Source organism: Sulfurospirillum diekertiae, from assembly GCF_011769985.2.
In the GTDB taxonomy this organism is placed as follows: Bacteria; Campylobacterota; Campylobacteria; order Campylobacterales; family Sulfurospirillaceae; genus Sulfurospirillum; species Sulfurospirillum diekertiae.
This window is the reverse complement of the sequence record NZ_CP039734.2, coordinates 1,999,543-2,018,681: the sequence shown is the minus strand read 5'-3', so window position 1 is coordinate 2,018,681 and position 19,139 is coordinate 1,999,543. Positions and strand designations below refer to the sequence as shown.

Annotated in this window: 22 protein-coding genes; 17 read left to right on the top strand and 5 right to left on the bottom strand. The window is 41.3% G+C overall.

Annotated elements, in window-relative coordinates:
- The first annotated feature begins 104 nt into the window (after window positions 1–104).
- Complete coding sequence (locus tag FA584_RS10330; protein WP_167749397.1) at window positions 105–506, top strand: cupin domain-containing protein; 402 nt, start codon at window positions 105–107, stop codon at window positions 504–506.
- 25 nt (window positions 507–531) lie between these two features.
- Here FA584_RS10330 and FA584_RS10325 read toward each other — a convergent pair whose 3' ends face one another.
- Window positions 532–3,303: a sensor domain-containing phosphodiesterase gene (locus FA584_RS10325; RefSeq protein WP_167749396.1), complete on the bottom strand. Its 2,772-nt coding sequence runs from the start codon at window positions 3,301–3,303 to the stop codon at window positions 532–534.
- Between the two features lie 137 nt (window positions 3,304–3,440).
- Between FA584_RS10325 and FA584_RS10320 the strand changes: the two genes are divergently transcribed.
- Complete coding sequence (locus FA584_RS10320; RefSeq protein ID WP_167749395.1) at window positions 3,441–4,268, top strand: mechanosensitive ion channel family protein; 828 nt, start codon at window positions 3,441–3,443, stop codon at window positions 4,266–4,268.
- 75 nt (window positions 4,269–4,343) lie between these two features.
- On the opposite strand, the gene FA584_RS10315 is transcribed toward FA584_RS10320, so the two are convergent.
- Window positions 4,344–5,135, bottom strand: coding sequence for an RMD1 family protein (locus FA584_RS10315; protein WP_167749394.1), 792 nt, complete (start codon window positions 5,133–5,135; stop codon window positions 4,344–4,346).
- A gap of 144 nt (window positions 5,136–5,279) precedes the next feature.
- Here FA584_RS10315 and FA584_RS10310 point away from each other — a divergent pair, with 144 nt between their 5' ends.
- The 5 genes from FA584_RS10310 to proC are packed head-to-tail and all read left to right on the top strand — an operon-like array spanning window position 5,280 to window position 10,531.
- Window positions 5,280–6,638 carry a TolC family protein gene (locus FA584_RS10310; RefSeq protein ID WP_167749393.1) on the top strand — a complete coding sequence of 453 codons (1,359 nt, stop codon included), beginning with the start codon at window positions 5,280–5,282 and terminating at the stop codon, window positions 6,636–6,638.
- Window positions 6,635–7,819: an efflux RND transporter periplasmic adaptor subunit gene (locus FA584_RS10305; RefSeq protein WP_167749392.1), complete on the top strand. Its 1,185-nt coding sequence runs from the start codon at window positions 6,635–6,637 to the stop codon at window positions 7,817–7,819. Before FA584_RS10310 ends, FA584_RS10305 begins: the two co-directional genes overlap by 4 nt.
- On the top strand, window positions 7,819–8,529 hold the full coding sequence (locus tag FA584_RS10300; RefSeq protein ID WP_167749391.1) for an ABC transporter ATP-binding protein: 711 nt from the start codon (window positions 7,819–7,821) through the stop codon (window positions 8,527–8,529). Before FA584_RS10305 ends, FA584_RS10300 begins: the two co-directional genes overlap by 1 nt.
- Entirely contained in the window at window positions 8,526–9,746 is a 1,221-nt protein-coding gene (locus FA584_RS10295) for an ABC transporter permease (protein ID WP_167749390.1), read from the top strand. The genes FA584_RS10300 and FA584_RS10295 overlap by 4 nt, the downstream gene beginning before the upstream one ends.
- 38 nt (window positions 9,747–9,784) lie before the next feature.
- The gene (gene proC, locus FA584_RS10290; protein WP_167749389.1) at window positions 9,785–10,531 is read left to right on the top strand and encodes a pyrroline-5-carboxylate reductase; all 747 of its coding nucleotides are present in this window, start codon (window positions 9,785–9,787) and stop codon (window positions 10,529–10,531) included.
- 34 nt (window positions 10,532–10,565) lie between these two features.
- Here the strand turns inward: proC and FA584_RS10285 are convergent, their stop codons facing one another.
- A complete protein-coding gene (locus FA584_RS10285) occupies window positions 10,566–11,489 on the bottom strand; it encodes a D-alanyl-D-alanine carboxypeptidase family protein (RefSeq protein ID WP_167749388.1) in 924 nt (307 codons plus the stop codon).
- 208 nt (window positions 11,490–11,697) lie between these two features.
- On the opposite strand from FA584_RS10285, the gene FA584_RS10280 reads away from it, so the two are divergent.
- Genes FA584_RS10280 through FA584_RS10240 form a run of 10 tightly spaced genes read left to right on the top strand, consistent with a single transcriptional unit; the run spans window position 11,698 to window position 18,027 of the window.
- On the top strand, window positions 11,698–12,477 hold the full coding sequence (locus tag FA584_RS10280; protein ID WP_167749387.1) for a TOBE domain-containing protein: 780 nt from the start codon (window positions 11,698–11,700) through the stop codon (window positions 12,475–12,477).
- Window positions 12,478–12,498: 21 nt separating this feature from the next.
- Complete coding sequence (modA, locus tag FA584_RS10275) at window positions 12,499–13,248, top strand: molybdate ABC transporter substrate-binding protein (protein WP_167749386.1); 750 nt, start codon at window positions 12,499–12,501, stop codon at window positions 13,246–13,248.
- Entirely contained in the window at window positions 13,241–13,642 is a 402-nt protein-coding gene (locus FA584_RS10270) for a TOBE domain-containing protein (protein ID WP_167749385.1), read from the top strand. The genes modA (FA584_RS10275) and FA584_RS10270 overlap by 8 nt, the downstream gene beginning before the upstream one ends.
- Window positions 13,643–13,649: 7 nt before the next feature.
- The gene (gene modB / locus FA584_RS10265; RefSeq protein ID WP_191342101.1) at window positions 13,650–14,333 is read left to right on the top strand and encodes a molybdate ABC transporter permease subunit; all 684 of its coding nucleotides are present in this window, start codon (window positions 13,650–13,652) and stop codon (window positions 14,331–14,333) included.
- Complete coding sequence (locus FA584_RS10260; RefSeq protein ID WP_167749383.1) at window positions 14,330–15,187, top strand: ABC transporter ATP-binding protein; 858 nt, start codon at window positions 14,330–14,332, stop codon at window positions 15,185–15,187. Before modB ends, FA584_RS10260 begins: the two co-directional genes overlap by 4 nt.
- A 9-nt stretch (window positions 15,188–15,196) precedes the next feature.
- Window positions 15,197–15,907 (top strand): molybdate ABC transporter substrate-binding protein, encoded by a 711-nt coding sequence (gene modA / locus FA584_RS10255; protein WP_167749382.1) that lies wholly within the window; start codon window positions 15,197–15,199, stop codon window positions 15,905–15,907.
- Between the two features lies 1 nt (window position 15,908).
- The gene (locus tag FA584_RS14915) at window positions 15,909–16,289 is read left to right on the top strand and encodes a molybdate ABC transporter permease subunit (RefSeq protein ID WP_369806279.1); all 381 of its coding nucleotides are present in this window, start codon (window positions 15,909–15,911) and stop codon (window positions 16,287–16,289) included.
- A complete protein-coding gene (locus FA584_RS14910) occupies window positions 16,279–16,575 on the top strand; it encodes an ABC transporter permease subunit (protein ID WP_369806278.1) in 297 nt (98 codons plus the stop codon). Before FA584_RS14915 ends, FA584_RS14910 begins: the two co-directional genes overlap by 11 nt.
- A gap of 43 nt (window positions 16,576–16,618) precedes the next feature.
- Window positions 16,619–17,440 (top strand): ModD protein, encoded by an 822-nt coding sequence (gene modD, locus FA584_RS10245; protein ID WP_167749381.1) that lies wholly within the window; start codon window positions 16,619–16,621, stop codon window positions 17,438–17,440.
- A complete protein-coding gene (locus tag FA584_RS10240) occupies window positions 17,440–18,027 on the top strand; it encodes an IMPACT family protein (RefSeq protein WP_167749380.1) in 588 nt (195 codons plus the stop codon). The genes modD and FA584_RS10240 overlap by 1 nt, the downstream gene beginning before the upstream one ends.
- Here FA584_RS10240 and FA584_RS10235 read toward each other — a convergent pair.
- Window positions 18,022–18,588, bottom strand: coding sequence for a YceI family protein (locus tag FA584_RS10235; RefSeq protein ID WP_167749379.1), 567 nt, complete (start codon window positions 18,586–18,588; stop codon window positions 18,022–18,024). The genes FA584_RS10240 and FA584_RS10235 overlap by 6 nt on opposite strands.
- A 78-nt stretch (window positions 18,589–18,666) precedes the next feature.
- Window positions 18,667–19,137, bottom strand: coding sequence for a phosphatidylglycerophosphatase A family protein (locus FA584_RS10230; RefSeq protein WP_167749378.1), 471 nt, complete (start codon window positions 19,135–19,137; stop codon window positions 18,667–18,669).
- Window positions 19,138–19,139: the final 2 nt, after the last annotated feature.

Below are 19,139 nucleotides of genomic sequence, written 5' to 3'. Positions count from 1 at the left end.
TATTCTACGCCAATTACTTTTACATGTAAAGAGTATCTCCTTCCTTGACAACCCTTTACATGTAAAGCTAAAATAGTCTCAAAACTCCCATCATAAGGTCGCTCATGAAAAAATTACTCTTCCTTTTTGTTCTTCTATCAATCTCTATTTTTGCTGCTGGAAATGTAGAATCGGTGACGCTTGTGAAGTCAACTCAAAGTTGGGATGGATCACGCTTGCCTGCTTACCCAAAGGACGCACCTGAGATTTCGGTTTTGAAGATTACGATTCCTGCTCACACGACGCTTCCGCTGCACAAGCATCCTATCATCAATGCGGGGTATATGGTCAAAGGCGCGCTTACAGTGGTGACCGATGAGAACAAAACATTACAGCTTAAAGCGGGTGATGCGCTGATTGAGGTGGTGGATCGATGGCATTATGGCGTCAATGAGGGCGATGAAGCGGTGGAAATTGTTGTTTTTTATGCAGGGACAAAAGAGAGCGTGCATTCCATCAAAAAATAGATGGTCATGCTTTACATGTAAAACGTTATGGTAGTTTTTCGATCGGCAAGGGCTCAGCGTGAAAGTAGCCTTGTGCAAAGTCAATGTTGAGATCTTTAACAACATCATTGGTTGCTTCATCAAAGACAAACTCTGCAACGGTTTGCAAACCCAACCGTTTTGCAAAGTCATTAATCGCCGCAGCAATTTGATATGCACTAGAATCGGTTGTTATTTTTTGGATGATGGTACCATCTATTTTTAAAATATTGGCATTAAATTGCGCGAGATAGGCAAAGTTTGAGTAGCCACTTCCAAAATCATCAATGGCGATTTTAACACCCAACTCTTTGACCGATGCGATAAAAGAGATGATGGTGAGATAGTCTTTGATGGCTTCAGTTTCAGTCAATTCAAAAGTGATGCGTGAAGGCTCTACAAAGTTTTTAATCGCATTTTTGATGAATAAAACGGTTTCTGCATCTTCGATGTCTTCCACCGATAGGTTGATTGCCACGTTCTCTTCTCGATGGGTAAAATCCAAAAGTGTTTTTTCAATCATAATGCGTGTGAGCGCTAAGTAATACTTCGATTTTTTAGCGACTTCGAGAAAGAAGTAGGGCGAATAGACCTTGCCATTTTCATCAATCAAGCGTATTAAGCTTTCATATTTGGTTGTTTTGTTGCTTTTGAGATGAACAAGCGCTTGGTAGTAGGGGACAATTCTCCCCTGTTCAATGGCACTTTTAAGCGTATGGAGCATTTGAAAGTTTTGCAGGTGTATGGCTTCTTCCTTTTTATCGGAGAGCATCCAGTCCATATTGCGTAGAAGTGCTTGTTTGAGGGCTTCTTCCGCATGGGAGAGAATTTGTTCTTTCTCAACCGCAATTCCTACACTAATGCGTGTGGTAATTCCTTGCATATCTGCTAAAAATTGATGGGTATGGACTTGGTTGATGAATTTTTCCATGGTAGTGCAAAATAGCTCATTATCTTCTCCATCCCCAAAAATGACAAAGTTGTCTGCTTCAAGTTTATAAAGCGAGTAGGGTGTAAGGTTTAACATCTCAAGAAAAAGAGCGGAAAACTCTCGAAGGAGTGTATTGCCACTTTCAAACCCGTAGAAGCGGTTAATTTCACCAAAGCCATCAATGTTGATCAGTGCAATAATCGGATTTTGAGATACGGCAATATCTTCAAAAAGCTTCACACGATTGGGCAGGTTGGTTAACGCATCGGTGGTCTGTTTTAAAATTTGTTTTTGTTGCTTGATGATCTTGGTGAGGTCATTGCGTGTGGAGATGTACTCGACGATTTGTTTGTTCTCATCAAAAAGTGGAATGATGGTCGTATCGACATAGTAAGGCTCTCCTGATTTGGCTTTATTGATGATGAGACCTTTCCATACGTGACCCTTTTTGATGGTCGTCCACATATCTTTAAAAGTACCATTCGGGACATCGGGATGGCGAATGATATTGTGCGACTTACCAATAAGCTCCTCTCTGGTGTAGCCTGAAATTTTGACAAAAAGGTCATTGACATAGGTGATAATGCCTTGAGTGTTTGTTTTAGAGACAATAGAGTTTGCATCAAGGGCTAGTTTATAAGCATCGAGTGTTTTAATCGTATGTTCAAGTTCATCCACGACAGCATTTGTCAGTCTAGACATGACTGCAATGTTCTCGTGTTTTTCATCCAACTGTTTTCTACTCGGCTGGGGTAATGTTTCGAGCTCTTCTTGTTCACTCAATGCCAAAACCGTGGTGGTGAGATTCATCATCTGAGAGGAACGAGATGTTTTGAAAAATTCACCATAACTAAAAAAGCCGCAGGTTGTGCCTAAGATGTTGTAGGTTAGGAATTCACTTTCAAGAATTTCACCAGCAAATGCTTTACGCCCCATACACGAATATATCCAGACAACTTCAGGTTTAAGAAGAAGCCTTGCATCATTGTTTTCCACGATTTCATCAACATTGGCAATACCAAAACGAACACGATCGCCTGCCTTAAAATTACCTGCAAAAACGAGGGCATTCTCCGTAACGGCAATAGGCGCTCTGGCAATATAAACACCTTTTTCGGTTTTAATGAGCGGAAATTTGACGATACTGGAAGGAAGATGAGCAACAACATCATCTCCAAAATAGTGGCGAATAACCTCAAAGATAGGTGTTTGATCAAGCTCAAAAATCGTATTGTTGAGCACTTTTGTAATGACCATCGGTTTGCCAATAGGATTCCAGTTAAGTTTCCAATGATTGAGGATTTTTAAAGAGAGATTGTCAAATGCCACACCCACAACGCCATGAGTGTACACGGTACCATTTAAAGCAATTAACGTTCTCGCAAACCTCCCATAATCTGCTGCTGCACCACCTGCAATGGTTAAATCTTTGCGTATAAAATTAACGCCACTTAAAAATTCTTCAGGTTCACCTTGCAAGCCTTCACTGAAAAAGATGGCCGCTTTGACATTATGACTGAGATGTTGAACGACAGAAATTCCACCGTTAAAATTACAACGGCGCGTATAAAGGGGAATGAGTTTTGTATGTGTGAAGGCACAAAAAGAGAGTGTGACGGTGTTTTCAAGCATTTTCCCATCGAGGATTTCTCCTGCTGTGGTCACACCTAAGATCGTTGCTTGAGGGAGCAACGTCGAAAGTGTGGAGGCAAGATCGCTAAAAAGCTGTTCGTCGTTGCGACCATCAAAAAATTGCACTAAAAGGGATGGTTCGTTTTCAAAAGCCCCGGATTCAATACGCTTTTTCAGCGATGAAAAATCCTCAAACGTGAAATTTGAAACTTTCATAAGATTTTCCCTTTTATGTGAATAGAAACGATTATTTTATGTTTATTTTTTATTAAAGGCAAGACTAATTATACACTTTTTATTCCTTCAAATGATCCTATGCTATAATATTTTACTTCATCGCAAAGGTTAAACAGATGGACAAAGAACTGCAAACCCTTCAAAAGTTTTACAATATCGCTATTGAGTTTTTAACCAACTATAGTTTTCAACTGATTGGGGCGCTGATTATCGTCATTATCGGATGGTTTGCGGCAAAGTATACCTATACTCTTTTGATGCGCCTTTTTGAAAGCCATCATTTTGACATGACCCTTTCAAAATTTGTGGCGAGTGTCGTCAAAATGCTGATTTTTGCTGCAATGATCATCATAGCCCTTGGAAAAGTAGGTATTTCTATTGCGCCTTTTGTCGCGGCTATTGGCGCTGTTTCCTTAACTGCTGGCTTAGCACTTCAAGGCAGTGTTTCGAACTATGCAGCTGGGGTGCTTCTTATCATCAGCCGTCCGTTTAAAGTGGGTGATACCCTTTCCATCGGTAATTTTTACGGCGTGGTAGAAGAGATCAAACTCTCCTATACCGTGCTTCGCAATGAAGATGAAGAGCTCATCACCATCCCCAATAAAAAGATGATCGGTGATGTGTTGGTCAACTCTTTTGAATTTCGCATTGTGGAGTCAAGTATTGGCGTAACCTACGAGGAAGACCCCACTAAAGCGATTGCCTTGATCAAAGAGGTATTATCGGGCTTTAAAGAGGTCAGCAATACGCACAAACCTGTCGTGGGTATTGCTAAGTTTGGCGATAGTTCTATTGAATTGGGGCTTCGCTATTGGGTTCCGACCAAGAGCTATTTTAAGACACAATTTGAAGTCAATCTTGCCCTCTATAACACTTTACATGTAAACAATATCAGCATCCCTTATCCGCAACGTGAAGTGCGTATTTTAGGAGAAAAAGTTTGATTTCATCGCCTTTCCTGCGGTTTTAACCGTTGTTCCACTCGTGCGAAAGATCGTCAAAAAATTGGTGGCTGAGTCTTAATGTTTAAAAAATTCGATCAGCCCCATTATGATTTCAAAACCGATCAGTCCTATAATAATCCACTCTAAAAATTCACTGTGTTTTTGGTTGAAAAGATCGAGTGACATGCTTATGTCCTCTTTAAGATGCGTGAGTTTATGCTCTACAATCTCAAAGCGATCTTTGAGTTCAAGTGTTGATGAAAGCCTATTGTAAAGTTTTTCTGCTTCTTCGTTATCCCATAAAATATTGGGCTTATCTAACAACAAAAGATCACTGACCATGCCATGCTGAATATTCATTAATGTTCGTGCAAATTCGATGAGTTTGGAACGTTTGAGCAGTGCGTAGCTTTGGGTGAGGTCAAGCAGTTGTTGGCTCTTATCAAAATGGACGTTGAGGTCTTGCTCATACTTTTCCAGCCCGACACTTTGTGAGACAACAAGCGCAATGATAATGAGATAAAGCGAGAGGGGTTCTTTCAGGATAATCTGCTCGTTACTCACTTTACATGTAACGTCTAAATCGGGTTCTATGAGAATGGGATAATCTTGGAAAATAGTGTGCTGTTCAAATGTGTCTGCATGCTTTAATCCCAGTTTCATAAGTGCTTTATAGATGGACTCTTTGTCCCAGTTGATAAAGGTGAGGACATTGAATTGGGTATAGACTAAGAACGTTTCACGGTATTGCCAGTAAAAGGCTTTTTCGATTCCTTTTTTTAATGAACAATCCAGCAGTGTTTCTATCTCATGTTTAGCAAAAGGGGTGGGAAGTGATATGGATACCAAAGAGAATGACGAAGACATAGGAACTCCTTGCAAAATCATTTCTATGATCTAAGTATACAACCAAACTAAAACTAAAGTATTACATGTAAAGAAGTGTTAGCAAATTCATGTTACTATTAACGTAGTATAATAAAATCAAGAGTCCATTACGTAAGGATACCAATGCAGTTGAAGTTACTAGGGTGTGTGGTTTTTGGCATCATGAGTATGCTTGGTGCGGAGGAATTCGATCCATTGAATACCCATGCACTCGTTCCAAATCAACAAGCCAAATTAGCATCGTGTGCAACCATCGATGTACGAAAAACATTGGGTTTATCGGATGTGGTGATGAGTGCGTTGTGCAACAATCCGCAGACCAAAATAGCATGGCAAACATCGCTCTACCAAGCCGCACAAGTGGGAGTGAGTCGCTCGGCGTATTTGCCAACACTGAGCGCAACGGGTTCCATTCTCAGGGCTGAAAGTAGTGAAACCCAAACAGGCAATCAAGAAAATGTTGGCGTAACGCTTTCCTATCTACTGTACGATTTTGGCAAACGTGATGCAACCTATGACAATGCAAAATCACTGCTCGATGTAGCACTCTTTTCGGAAAATGATACGATTCAAACCGTATTTCTCTCTGCCATCCAAGCGTACTATGCCTTGTTTGGCTCAAATGCTTCCCTCGAAGCTAGCCGCGAGGCTGAGCGCTCTGCCCTAGAGAGCCTCAATGCAGCCAAGACACGCTACACGGTAGGAACAGCCACACCCGCAGACACTTTGCAAGCTCAGACGGCGTATTCCCAAGCGATGCTAAACCGTATTCAAGCCGAAGGCAATGTCAAAAGTGCACAAGGAACGCTTGCCAGTGTTTTAGGACTTCTTCCCGATACAACCTTACAGCTTCAAACACCCAAGCTGGATATCCCCAGTGAAGTGTTTGAAAGCAATATAAGAGCGTTGATGGAAGAAGCACAAAAACTTCGACCCGATCTTATGGCAGCAGGTGCAAAGATTAAAGCGGCTGAAGCCAATATAAAAGCAGCCAAAGCAGACAACATGCCTACTTTTTCACTCTCTGCAACGTCAGGACATACCAATACCGTTTTTGATACCGCACAGCGAACCTCTAGCATCGGACTTTATGTGAGCATTCCCATCTTTACAGGGTTTAATACCAAGTATAAAGTGCAAGCAGCGCAACAACAGCTCAAAATAAATGAAGCAGAGTATGATAAACTTTCTCAAAGTGCCAATTTAGAAGTATATCAAACGTATCAAACGTTAATCAGTGAAACCCAAGCAACACGCACGAGTAGTGACTTGGTTGCGAGTGCGCAAGCTTCCTATGACCTTGCTCTAGGTCGGTATAAAGCAGGCGTGGGCACGATCCTTGATCTCCTCAGTGCTCAAAGTGCGCTTGCCAGTGCCAAACAGCAGTACATTCAGTCACTCTATAATTGGTACATTACCAAAGCGAGCCTTGCTAAAGCGATGGGCTCACTTGATTTTTCAACGATAAAAGGACAACCATGAACTTTTTAAAAACGATACTGTTACACAAATTGACCCTTTTGATCGTTCTGATCGCTGTTGGTTTGGGTGGCTATAAAGCGTGGGAAATCTACACGAAACCACCCCTTGAAGCAAAATATAAATTTCACACGTTAGAACTAGGTGACATCACACAAAGTGTTGCTGCCAATGGCACACTCAACCCTTTGGTTTTGGTAACGGTAGGTACGCAAGTCTCTGGTAAGGTGATTAAACTCTATGTTGATTTTAATGATCGTGTTACAGAAGGACAAATTTTGGCTGAGCTTGACCCTGCACTGTTAGATGCACAAGCGGCGCAAAGTGCGGCGAGTGTTAAAAGTGCTGAAGCCTCACTGGAGCTTGCTGTTGCCAATGAAAAAAGATCGCGGGAACTTTTTTCAAAAGAGTATATCTCTAAACAAGATTTAGACTCTTCGGTGCAAGCCTTAAAGTCGGCTCGTGCCGCACTTGATTTAGCGCGTGCACAGTCTCAAAAAGACCGTACCAATCAAGGGTATACGATTGTGCGCTCTCCCGTTTCGGGTGTTGTGGTTGATCGACAAATTGATGTAGGCCAGACAGTGGCAGCAAGTTTGCAAGCACCGGTACTGTTTAAAATCGCGCAAGATCTTCGTGAAATGCAGATTGACTCCAACTTTGCAGAAGCCGACATTGGTCGCATCAAAGTGGGGCAGAACGTTAATTTTGCAGTTGATGCGTTTCCCAATAACGCTTTCACCGGTGTTGTCAAACAAGTTAGGCTGAATGCCACAACCGTTTCCAATGTTGTCACGTACGATGTGGTTGTAACCCTCAAAAATCCAGATGAAATCTTAGCCCCTGGCATGACGGCGTATGTGAATGTCATTTTGGCAGAGCGTAAAAATGTTTTGGTTGTTCCTAATGCGGCACTGCGTTATAAGCCCACAGAAATGTCGCCCAAAGGAACAGGCGATACTCAAAAAGCTAAAAAAGAAAGAAAAGAACCAAATACTGGCGTATTGTATGTGTTTGAAAACGGTGAGCCAAAAGCCATTAAAGTGACGACAGGGATTAGTGATAATCGTTTTACTGAGATCGTGAGCGATGAACTTAAAGCAGGTGATAAAATCATCCTTGAAGAGTCAAAAGCTTTTGCAAAAGCAGCCGCAGTAGGTGGTCCAATGGGAAGACCCTTCTAATGAATGAAGTCATCCAAATCACGCAGTTAACGAAAAATTATTATACCGATGCGGGAGAAGTGTGTGTGCTAAAAGGGGTGGATATGACCATTCAAAGCGGTGAATTCGTAGCGATTATGGGACCTTCTGGTTCGGGCAAATCAACCTTTATGAACATTCTTGGCTGTCTTGATAAAGCAACTGCGGGAGAGTATTTTCTCAATCAAACCAATACATCTTCTTTAAGTAAAAATGATCTTGCAACACTTCGCAACACGGTGATTGGATTTGTTTTTCAAGGTTTTAATTTGTTGCCTCGCAAAAGCTTGATCGACAATGTTGCCTTGCCTTTAGTGTATGCAGAGGTGAGCTTGCATGAGCGCAGAGAAAGAGCGAAAATGGTGCTCAAAAGCGTGGGATTAGAATCGTTTGGAACGTATCTTCCCACACATATCTCAGGAGGACAGCAACAACGCGTTGCCATTGCTCGTGCCCTTGTCAATCACCCCAAACTTATTTTAGCGGATGAGCCGACAGGAAATCTGGATACTAAGACGAGTCAAGAGATTATGCAGCTTTTTAGTGATCTCAACGAAAAAGAGGGCATTACGGTTGTTTTAGTCACGCATGAGCCCGATATTGCCGAATATGCCAAACGACTGGTTAATTTTGTCGATGGGAAAATTCAACACGATGGTCCAACGGCGCGTATGATGGAGAAGGCTCAATGACATTTATCATGTTTGCTGAAGCATGGAGTGCGATGGGTGCGAATCGGCTTCGTACATTTTTAACCATGCTGGGTATGGTCATTGGTGTAGGAGCGGTTATTTTGATGTCATCCATTGGGGCTGGAACGCAAGCCAAAGTCAAAGAATCCATTGCTTCGATGGGAAGTAATCTTTTCATTGTTCTTGCGGGTTCAATGACGTCAGGCGGTGTGCGTATCGGAAGTGGAGCGGTTCAAACATTGACTATATCGGATGCAACCGCTATGGAAGAGATCGATAGTATTGCCGCAACAGCTCCTGTCTCATCGGGTTCTGCTCAAATGGTTTACCAGTCTGCAAACTGGAACACTCAAGTCATAGGAACAACGCCCTCATTTTTTCAAGTGCGTGATTGGGCGATTGAGAGCGGCTACTCTTTTATGGATTCGGATGTCAGAGGCGCAACACGCGTTGTTGTTCTGGGGAAAACCGTTGCTGAAAATCTTTTTGGTGATGAATCTTCTGTGGGAAAGACGATTCGGATTAAAAACAGTCCTTATATTGTGGTGGGAGTTCTGGCTAAAAAAGGACAGAGCTTAGATGGGCGCGATCAAGATGATACGGCGATGGTTCCAATCACTACGGCGCAAACAAAGTTATTTGGCAGTCAGTTCAAAGGTACGGTGCGGTTTATTATGGTGCAAGGGCGCTCTGAGGAGACGATGGATCAAGCGGAAGAAGCGATGACACAGCTTTTACGTCAACGTCATAAACTGCGTGAGAGTGCCGAAGATGACTTTACGATTCGTAACCTCACCGCCCTTGCCAATACTGCTGAAGAGACGACGAAAGCGATGTCGTTGATGCTAGCCGCGATTGCTTCGATTTCCTTGTTAGTGGGTGGTATTGGCATCATGAATATTATGTTGGTATCTGTTACGGAGCGCACGCGAGAGATTGGTATTCGCATCGCGATTGGTGCGAAGCAAAATCATATTTTAGTGCAGTTTTTACTTGAGGCATTGATGATTTCCATCATCGGCTGTTTTATTGGTGTTTGCGTGGGTGTTGGTGGTGCGTATACCGTGGCACATTTCTTTCCGATTAGTGTGGTTATTACACAAAATTCTATTGTGATCTCTTTCTTGGTAGCGACAGGTGTGGGTGTCTTTTTCGGGTTCTATCCAGCGCGAAAAGCGGCAAATTTGGAGCCTATTGAGGCACTTCGTTACCAATAAATGCGCTATAATTCTTCAAAATTAGCATAGGAATGTCAATGAAATTACTTTTAATTGGTGCTGGCAATATGGGTGGAGCGATGCTTCAAGGTTTACATGTAAAAGATATTACGGTGGTTGAAGCGTATCCCGCACGTGTTAAAGAGTTACAAGAACTCTATCCCACGATCAAAATCGTGAATGAGATTCCTTCCTTGGAAGGGTATCTTGTTATTCTTGCCATTAAACCTCAATCCTTTGGAACACTGCACACGAAAGGGATTGCGGAGGGTGTTATCTCCATTATGGCTGGCATTAACTTGGAAAAACTCAAATCGGGCATTATGGCAAAGCATTACATTCGCTCTATGCCTAATATGGCGGCACTTGTACGTAAATCTGCTACGTCATTGTGTGGTGATGTTGCGTTAAAAGAGGAAGCGATGGATATTTTAAGTTCCATTGGTCGTTGCTTTTGGTTAGAGAGTGAAAAAGAGCTGGACATTGCCACAGGTCTTTCAGGTTCAGCTCCAGCTTGGATAGCGCTTGTTGCGGAAGCTTTGAGTGATGGTGCGGTTAATCTTGGAATGAAGCGCGAAATCACGTATCAATATGTTGCAACGCTGTTTGAAGGGGTTGGTGAAGTGCTTAAAACGGAACATCCTGCTCTTTTGAAAGACAAAGTCATGTCACCCGCGGGAACAACGGCTGCTGGGTATGCAAAGTTGGAAGAAGGAAAAGTGAGAGATAGTTTTATTAAAGCGATGGAAGCATCGTATGAGAGAGCAAAGGGTTTTTCAAAATAGAAGAGAGCCTAAAAGGCTTGTCTTGTGACAAGCCTTAAGCTATTTTATGGGCTTTTCTTTTCGTTGAGGCTGTTTTCTTCGTACTTTTAGAATGGGAAATGACTTTGTGAGAGCTGCTTTTTGTTTCGGTAAGATCAGGTAAAACATCTTCAAAAATTGTTTTAATATCGTTCCAACGGTGTTCAGAGTTCAGCATAACAACTAAAATATCTTTGTTGTCTTTTTTAGCTCTTGCAATCAGACAAGGGCCCGCTTTTTGGGTATACCCTGTTTTAATTCCTACGGCATATTTATAATTGTTAAGGAGTTTGTTATGCGTGTAAGCCGCATATTTACGTTTAGTGTTGACGGCTTGAAAATCATGACGTTTGAGTTTTGCCATATCATTAAATGCATTGTTTTTAATGGCATATTCGCTAAGGGTTAAAAGATCCAGTGCGGTAGAGTAGTGGTGTCCAAAATTACTACTATCAAATCCACAAGGATTTGTAAAGTTGGTGTTTTTCATCCCGATTGCTTTTGCTTTACGGTTCATCATGCCTACAAACTTATCGACATCACCATCGCCTAAGTAAACACCGATACTCATGGCAGCGTCATTGGCTGACATCACCATTGCTGCTTTAACAAGATCTCTGAGATAAAATCTCTCGCCCACTCTAAGACCTGCTTTGGTAGGTTCAACCTGAATCATCTCACGCGTAATCGTGACGACATCGTTCATTCTACCACTTTCAATCGCAAGCATTGCGGTCATAATTTTAGTTAAACTAGCGGGCTGGTTAATCTTTTGCTCATCTTTGGCAAAAATAAGTTGTTTGCTATTAAGGTCTTTAGCAATAATAGAATCCGTATTGCGTTTAATACGATCGGCAGTTTCTTTGTCAAGATAGGTTGCGCTCAGTGATGAGGTAATAATACATGCGCCGCAGATAAGCGATAAAATTTTTTGTGTCATGCTGCTCTTTTTGAAGGATTTATCCGATCATTTTATATAAAGTTTCTTAAAAATTACCTTTTAAAATGGCTAAAATAGCCACTTTGCTTTAAATGATCAAAAAATAAACATAAAGCGTTATAGCTATTAAGGTAATAACGTTATAATGTTTCAAATTATTTAAACGCTGATTTATCGTTATATACAATAAATACATAAGGAAGAAAAAATGGATGGGATTGCTTCTGGTGTAATGAGCTTTGACAAGCCCGTTTTGTTGGAAAAAAGAGTGAAGCTCTTAGAAGCTATTGCCGAGACAGGTTCAATCAGCAGTGCCGCTAAACGAGTGGGTCTTAGTTATAAGGCAGCATGGGAAGCTGTTGATACGATGAACAATCTTTCCAATCATCCTTTAGTGGTACGTGTCACAGGTGGAAGCGGTGGTGGTGGAACGACATTAACACCCTTAGGAGAAGAAGTTGTTGCCAATTATTCCGTTTTAAAAAAAGAGTATGAGAGGTTTTTAAATCGGCTCTCAACCATGGGCGACTTTGAAATGAATAGTTTAAAACACATACAAAGGATTGCTATGCAAATCAGTGCACGTAATCAGCTGATGGGGAAAATCGGCGAGATTAAACAGGCAAAAGTCAATGCGGAGGTAAGTATTGTCCTCAAAAGTGGCGTCATTCTTATATCCAATATTACCAATAGTGCCGTTGAAGAGTTGGGACTAGAAATTGGGGATGAAGTGGTTGGTATTATCAAGGCCTCATCTGTGCTTATCTCCAATGAATTAAGTGTTGCTACCAGCGCTCGCAATAAACTTGTGGGAATGGTCACAGACATTAAACTGGGCGAAGTCAATGCGCAAGTCAGTGTGGATATTGGTCAAAATGATGTGGTTGTTTCCACCATTACGGCTGAGTCAGTGAGAGCTTTAGGGCTTGCTGTTGGGTCGCGTGTCTGTGCCATCATCAAATCGAGTAGTATCTTAATCGGAAAATAATCTAATATTCAAGGAGTTTCTATGTTAAAACTGTTATTAGCGAGTGTTTTGTTAAGCGCGAGTTTGCTTGCAGGAGAGATCAGTGTTGCGGTTGCCGCCAATTTAAGTGATGCGGTAGAGTCACTTAAAACGGAGTTTGCTAAAACAAACCCAAATACAAAAGTCAATACGATCCTAGGTGCTAGTGGTAAATTCACCACACAAATTAAAAGTGGTGCGCCATTTGACATTTTCTTAAGTGCCGATATGAAATTTCCTGAGAGTTTGTATGAAGATGGTATTGCTGTAACGAAACCTGTTGTTTATGCGAGTGGCGCTTTAGCAATGGTCAGCACGAAAGGGCTTGATTTAAGTAAAGGTATTGCCGTGATTGCAGATCCAAAAGTGGAGAAAGTTGCTATTGCAAATCCAAAAACAGCACCCTATGGAACGGCGAGCATGGAAGCGTTTAAAAATGCAAATATTTTAGACAAAGTTGAACCAAAATTGGTTCAAGGCGATAGTATCGGACAAGCGTTACAGTTTTCTTTGACTGCGGCTGATGTGGGCTTTGTTAATGCTTCTGCTTTTTACAGTGACAAAATGAAAGAGTATAAAAAAGGCGTTCAATGGGTTGATGTTGATCCAAAACTTTACAAACCAATCGCTCAGGGTATCGTTCTTTTGAAACAAGCAGAGAAGAATGCAGAAGCTAAAGCATTTTACGACTTTGTACTCAGTGCTAAAGCGAAAGCAATCTTTAAAAATTATGGATATGTCGTCAATGAATAGACTGCGTGCCGTTGTTACCCAGATTGAAGGTGAGCAGAATCTTCATATTATCACGTTTGATTATGAGGGAAGTATGCTTAAAATGATGGGGCTTGATTTGCCAAAGGGTTTACATGTAAAGAGTCATGTAACCCTTGGCGTAAAGCCTTCGCATGTGGCAATTGCCAAAAATCTTAGCGGGGAGCTTAGTTATTCCAATCAGCTTCCAGCTAAGATTGTGAGTATCGAAAATGGAAAACTCTTGAGCAATATTCTTTTACATGTAAAAGGAAGTGAGGTGCAAAGTTTTCTGACTTTAAGCTCTTCAATGCGCATGAATCTCCAAGTGGGTGATGATGTCACTTTGCTGATGAAGGCAAGTGAACTTTTCGTCATGGAGGTAGAAGGTGTTTGAAAAACTGATGGCACTGGAGTTTACTCCCTTTTTGATCTCGTTTAAACTTGCTTCCATTACTACCGCAATTCTTTTTTTTGTTTCGCTTTTTTTAGCATGGAATTTATCGCAAAGCAAGTCTCGTTTCAAGCCAATTTTCGAATCCATCACGGCACTTCCTATTGTTTTACCTCCCTCCGTTTTAGGCTTTTACATCCTGTATGCCCTCTCATTTCACTCACCCATTGGACGATTTTTTCAAGACGTACTGGGTATAAAGCTGGTGTTTAACTTCTCCGGTTTAGTGGTGGCAAGTTGTTTTTATTCCCTGCCTTTTATGGTACAGCCCCTTCAAAGTGGTTTTGAAACACTCCCTAAAAATATGCTTGAAGCCTCGTATATTGCAGGAAAAAGTAAGCTCAAAACACTGTTTTGTGTGGCCATGCCCAATATTAAACCCTCTTTGATGACCGCTATTGTCATTACGTTTGCACATACAATTGGCGAATTTGGTGTGGTTTTGATGGTAGGTGGAAGTATCCCCGGTGAGACGAAAGTTGCCTCTGTGGCTATTTATGAGATGGTTGAGATTATGGACTATACCAGTGCTCATATTTACAGTGCCATTATGGTTAGTATCAGCTTTTGCGTGCTTTTAAGCGTTTATGTTTTTAATCACAATCAGAGTCATCGTTTGGGAGGAATTGCATGATTGAGATTAATGTCCAAAAAGAGCTTTTAGGCTCGATGGGTAAGATGGATTTACATGTAAAGCTTGCAATTGAAAAACAGAATTTTGTAGCTCTTTCAGGTCAAAGTGGAAGTGGTAAAACGACACTGCTTCGTATTTTAGCAGGGCTTGAGAGTGCAAAAGGTCAGATCAAAGTCGATGATGAAGTGTGGCTTGATGGAGCACACTGCCTGCCTCCCCAAAAAAGGGGTATCGGTTTTGTCTTTCAAGACTATGCCCTTTTTCCCAATATGAGTGTCCTTGAAAATCTTCTGTTTGTGCACAAAGATAAAGCTTTAGCGGATCAACTTTTAAGTATGACAGAACTCAGCGAACTTGCCACTCGCAGACCTGCAACCCTTTCAGGTGGGCAAAAACAGCGTGTGAGTTTGTGTCGTGCGATGATGAACAGACCCAAACTTCTTTTGATGGATGAGCCCCTTTCCGCACTGGATCCTTCCATGCGTACAAAACTTCAGCATGAGATTTTAACGCTTCATAAAGCGTTTGGCACCACAACGATTATGGTGAGTCATGATCCGAGTGAAATGTATCGACTAAGTTCTCGTGTGATTGTCCTCTCACAAGGGTGCGTCATACAAGATGGTGATGCCAAAAGTGTGTTGCTTCGCACGCAAGGCAGTCAGAAATTTTCGTTTGAAGGTGAGTTGTTGGACATTGTCAAAGTCGATGTGATTTACGTTGCCATTGTCTCTATTGGACAACAGATTGTCGAAGTGGTTCTTGATGGTGGAGAAGCTAAGGATTTGCGTGTAGGCGATAGTGTGAGTATAGGAACCAAAGCCTTTACTCCGATTCTTCAAAAATTGATCTAAGGTCACAGAATGAAAAAGATAGTGATAGGTGTCTGTATGGCTTTGTTAAGCCAACTGATTGCAGATGATCTTAAAATTGCTGTGGGAGCAGGGTATAAAAAACCTGTTCAAGAGGTACTCAAAGCGTATGCTGAAAATCATACCAATGTGGACGCCATTTATGGCAATATGGCGCAAATTTTTACCCAAGCGAAACAGACAGAAATAGCTTTAGTGATTGCCGATAAAAAATTTTTAGAGAAACAGAAAGAACTCCATTTTGAACATTATCAAAAAATTGGTGAGGGTGTCGCTGTCATCGCTTATGCCAAGGGTGTTACATTGACGCGCGTTGACGATTTGAAAGAAGAGGGCATTAAAACCATTGCAATGCCTGAAGCAAAAAAGGCGATTTACGGTGATGCAGGTACAGAGTTTTTACAGAATGCTAAACTGTATGAAAGCGTCAAAGAGAAACTTTTGGTCGTTGCTACGGTTCCTCAGGTGAGTTCTTATGTGAGTACCCATGAGGTGGATGTGGGCATCATGAACCTCACCGCTGCACTGGATAGCATGGATAAAATCGGTGGGTATATCAAAATTCCTCAAAGCTATTATACCCCTATTGAAATCGTAGCAGGAAGTTTAAAAGCCTGTGAAGTAGATAAAGCATGTCAAGAGTTGGTTGCTTTTTTACAAACTCCAAAAGCGAAAGAGATATTTGTTAAATATGGGCTTTGATATGGTACAGGTTTGGCACCCATTGGTGCTAAGCCTTAAAACTATTGGGGTGGTTGCTCTGCTTTTAGTGCTTCTTGGCATTCCACTCTCTTATTTCCTCTCCAATGAAAAACTTAAATATAAGTGGCTGTTTGAAACACTTGTAACGCTTCCTTTGATTTTTCCTCCCATCGCTATTGGTTTTTTATTGTTACTTCTTTTAGGTAAATATGGCTGGATTGGAAGTTATTTGAATGCTATGGGTATACGTTTTATCTTTGACTTTAACGGGTTGGTATTGGCAGGTTTTGTTGCCGCACTTCCTTTAATGGTCAAACCTCTTCAGTCTGCCATTGAACTTTTCCCAAAAGCAATCAAAGAAGCCGCTTATAGTGAGTGGTAAAAATAGATTTCATACCCTTCTTTTTATCATTTTACCGTGTATCAAAAAAAGTGTTATTGCCTCTTTGCTCATAGCAACAGCCAGAGCATTAGGCGAAGTGGGAATTACTTTGATGCTTGGTGGAAATATGGTTGGTAAAACAGATACGATTTCTCTAGCCATCTACAATGCCGTTTTTGATGGTGAATACCGTTTAGCACTCTTTTTATGTGCCATTCTGATTGTAATCTCTTTAGCGGTGTTTACGGCGCTACATTTTTTTCAAAAAGAGGAGCCATTCCTTTAAATCATCTTGTGTTACAATATTATAATTTAGTAAAGGTTTGCTTATGATGGATATGATACGTGAAGATGTTGGGTTAATCGATATGACCACGGTAGGATTAGATATTGGATCTCACAAAGCCAAGATTTCATTTGCTTCCAAAGAGCCTATCGTTCTTTGTGGTGTGGAATTTGTCACAGAAATATGTCAAAAGCTAGGACTTGAGACACGCGCTTACAAAAAGTGTGGCGATAGGCTGGACGCGGGTGAGCTTATCTTGGAGGCGTATGGCAGAGCGGACGCTGCACATAAGGCATGGAAAGTGAGCCAAAATATTCTCGAATTTTTAAGCGGTATTGCGACTAAAACCCATACGATGATTACACTTGCACGTGAAGTCAACCCCAAAATAGAGCTTTTAACCACACGTAAGATTTTTCCTCGTACCAAAGAATTAGCACTCAAAGCTGTCTATGCTGGCGGAGGGGCTCATCACCGTTTAGGACTTTATGATTCTGTTTTAGTCTTTAAACAGCACCGTGTCTTTTTTGAGAATGATGCCGCTTTTGAAGCACAATTTGCCAAAATGCAACAAAAATATTTGGAAAAAAAGATTGTTGTGGAAGTGGATAATTACGAAGAAGCACGTTATTTTGCAACGCTTGGAACAGCGATACTGCAATGCGAAAAAATGGATTTTGAGACATTAAGGCGCTGTGTGAGACTCAAAAAAGAGTTCCCTCATCTGCTTCTTTCTGCCACAGGAGGCATTGGTGAGCAAAACATTGTTGCCTATGCTCAAACGGGGGTTGATTTTATTGTGACCTCTTCACCGTATCATGCGAAACCTGCAGACATTAAAGTCGTGATTTCAAGAGAGGATTGATGCAGACCATTGAGCAGATGTATACCGCGGAGGTTGAAGAAAAAAAGTCAACATTCTTAGCGTACCTCTGCCCCATGAGCGACTTTGAATCTTTACATGTAAAGCTCAAAAATGACCATCCCAAAGCAGCACATATCGTTTGGGCGAAGCGTTTTTACAATGAATTTCGGCAAGTGGTTGAAAATAACTCTGATGATGGTGAACCCAAAGGCACTTCAGGGCCTCCTGTACTCAATGTCATGCGAGGTGTTGAACTCATCGAAGCTGGGCTTTTGATTGTGCGGTATTTTGGAGGTATAAAACTGGGGACGGGTGGGTTAGTGCGTGCTTATGGAAGCAGTGCTAAAGAGGTGATTGCTCATGCAAAGCTGCTCCCTTTTCTCTTCAAAGAAATCCTTACATGTAAAACAGACTATCCCCTCGTGCCAAGGTTTGAACACTATACGGCAACACAAAATATAACCATAGTGAAGAGAGAATTTGAAAGTGATGGTGTGGTGTGGGTGTTAGAAGTGAGCGAAGAAGAGAAAGAGCAGTTTTTGCTCTTCGCTCACCCTTTTGAAAGAGATGGTTTTAAGCGCTTATAATTCGATGGCTTCCACTTCAATAGCAAGATTGATAGTGTCATCTACGGTCAGCCCACCGCCTTCTAGGATTTTATTCCAGGTTAATCCAAAATCTTTACGATTGAGTTTTCCCTCTAAACTAAAGCCTACACGTTGATGTCCTTGAAAATCTTTAATGACACCATGAATGGTGCTCACTAAGACGATATCTTTTGTAATACCATGAATGGTGATTTTGCCATAGACTTTACCCTCTTGCATAGAGGTCATCACAAAATCAACCGTCTTAAACTTTGTAACATCAAAGAAATCACTACTGCGTAAGTGGTCATCACGTTTTGCAATACCTGTATCGACAGAGGTAGCATCAATTTTTGCGCTCAGTTTGTTGAAGATTTTTTTCTCTGCATCAAAGTCAATATCCGCTGTATAGGCATTGAAGTTGCCTTTAACGTTGGAAATCATCATATGCTTAACAGAAAATCCTATGTTGGAATGAGTATTGTCGATGACAAACTCTTTTGCATTTGAAAGCGAGAGGAAAAAGACCAGTGCCATAATGGGTTTCAAAAGATAATTCATCGTATTCCTTTCTTAATAAATTACGAAAAGTATAGTTTGATATGGCTTATGGCACCGGTGTTGCCCAAAAGTAATCTTTTAGTTTAAGAGAGTCGTTTTGGCGTATTCAAAGAGTTGAAAAACGCCTGCACTGCAAATACCGGCTAAGACGCCTGCGAGCATATCATCACCGATGACACCCCAGCCACCTTGAACATTTCGGTCAATTTTTCCAATTAAAGAAGGTTTCCAAATATCAAAAATACGAAAAAATACAAAACAGAGTACAATTTGAAGAAGAGTACCTGAGCTTAGAATAAGCGCAATCCACACACCAATCACTTCATCAATCACAATGCGACTGTCGTCATGTTTACCACTCATAGACTCATAGGCATTAATCTGTTTTACACCTAAAATCGTAAATAAAATGGTTAAAAGAACAATGGTTTCCATCGAAATATAGTGGATAATCAATGCTCCAAGAATGACAGCCAGTAAAGAACCTGCTGTTCCGGGGGCTTTAGGGGTAAGTCCTGTATAAAAAAAGGTTAAAAAAGCATTTGGCATAA

Coding starts and splice junctions, on each gene's coding strand:
- FA584_RS10330 (WP_167749397.1), top strand. CDS start 105: ATGAAAAAATTACTCTTCCTTTTTGTTCTTCTATCAATCTCTATTTTT.
- FA584_RS10325 (WP_167749396.1), bottom strand. CDS start 3,303: ATGAAAGTTTCAAATTTCACGTTTGAGGATTTTTCATCGCTGAAAAAG.
- FA584_RS10320 (WP_167749395.1), top strand. CDS start 3,441: ATGGACAAAGAACTGCAAACCCTTCAAAAGTTTTACAATATCGCTATT.
- FA584_RS10315 (WP_167749394.1), bottom strand. CDS start 5,135: ATGTCTTCGTCATTCTCTTTGGTATCCATATCACTTCCCACCCCTTTT.
- FA584_RS10310 (WP_167749393.1), top strand. CDS start 5,280: ATGCAGTTGAAGTTACTAGGGTGTGTGGTTTTTGGCATCATGAGTATG.
- FA584_RS10305 (WP_167749392.1), top strand. CDS start 6,635: ATGAACTTTTTAAAAACGATACTGTTACACAAATTGACCCTTTTGATC.
- FA584_RS10300 (WP_167749391.1), top strand. CDS start 7,819: ATGAATGAAGTCATCCAAATCACGCAGTTAACGAAAAATTATTATACC.
- FA584_RS10295 (WP_167749390.1), top strand. CDS start 8,526: ATGACATTTATCATGTTTGCTGAAGCATGGAGTGCGATGGGTGCGAAT.
- proC (WP_167749389.1), top strand. CDS start 9,785: ATGAAATTACTTTTAATTGGTGCTGGCAATATGGGTGGAGCGATGCTT.
- FA584_RS10285 (WP_167749388.1), bottom strand. CDS start 11,489: ATGACACAAAAAATTTTATCGCTTATCTGCGGCGCATGTATTATTACC.
- FA584_RS10280 (WP_167749387.1), top strand. CDS start 11,698: ATGGATGGGATTGCTTCTGGTGTAATGAGCTTTGACAAGCCCGTTTTG.
- modA (WP_167749386.1), top strand. CDS start 12,499: ATGTTAAAACTGTTATTAGCGAGTGTTTTGTTAAGCGCGAGTTTGCTT.
- FA584_RS10270 (WP_167749385.1), top strand. CDS start 13,241: ATGAATAGACTGCGTGCCGTTGTTACCCAGATTGAAGGTGAGCAGAAT.
- modB (WP_191342101.1), top strand. CDS start 13,650: ATGGCACTGGAGTTTACTCCCTTTTTGATCTCGTTTAAACTTGCTTCC.
- FA584_RS10260 (WP_167749383.1), top strand. CDS start 14,330: ATGATTGAGATTAATGTCCAAAAAGAGCTTTTAGGCTCGATGGGTAAG.
- modA (WP_167749382.1), top strand. CDS start 15,197: ATGAAAAAGATAGTGATAGGTGTCTGTATGGCTTTGTTAAGCCAACTG.
- FA584_RS14915 (WP_369806279.1), top strand. CDS start 15,909: ATGGTACAGGTTTGGCACCCATTGGTGCTAAGCCTTAAAACTATTGGG.
- modD (WP_167749381.1), top strand. CDS start 16,619: ATGATGGATATGATACGTGAAGATGTTGGGTTAATCGATATGACCACG.
- FA584_RS10240 (WP_167749380.1), top strand. CDS start 17,440: ATGCAGACCATTGAGCAGATGTATACCGCGGAGGTTGAAGAAAAAAAG.
- FA584_RS10235 (WP_167749379.1), bottom strand. CDS start 18,588: ATGAATTATCTTTTGAAACCCATTATGGCACTGGTCTTTTTCCTCTCG.
- FA584_RS10230 (WP_167749378.1), bottom strand. CDS start 19,137: ATGCCAAATGCTTTTTTAACCTTTTTTTATACAGGACTTACCCCTAAA.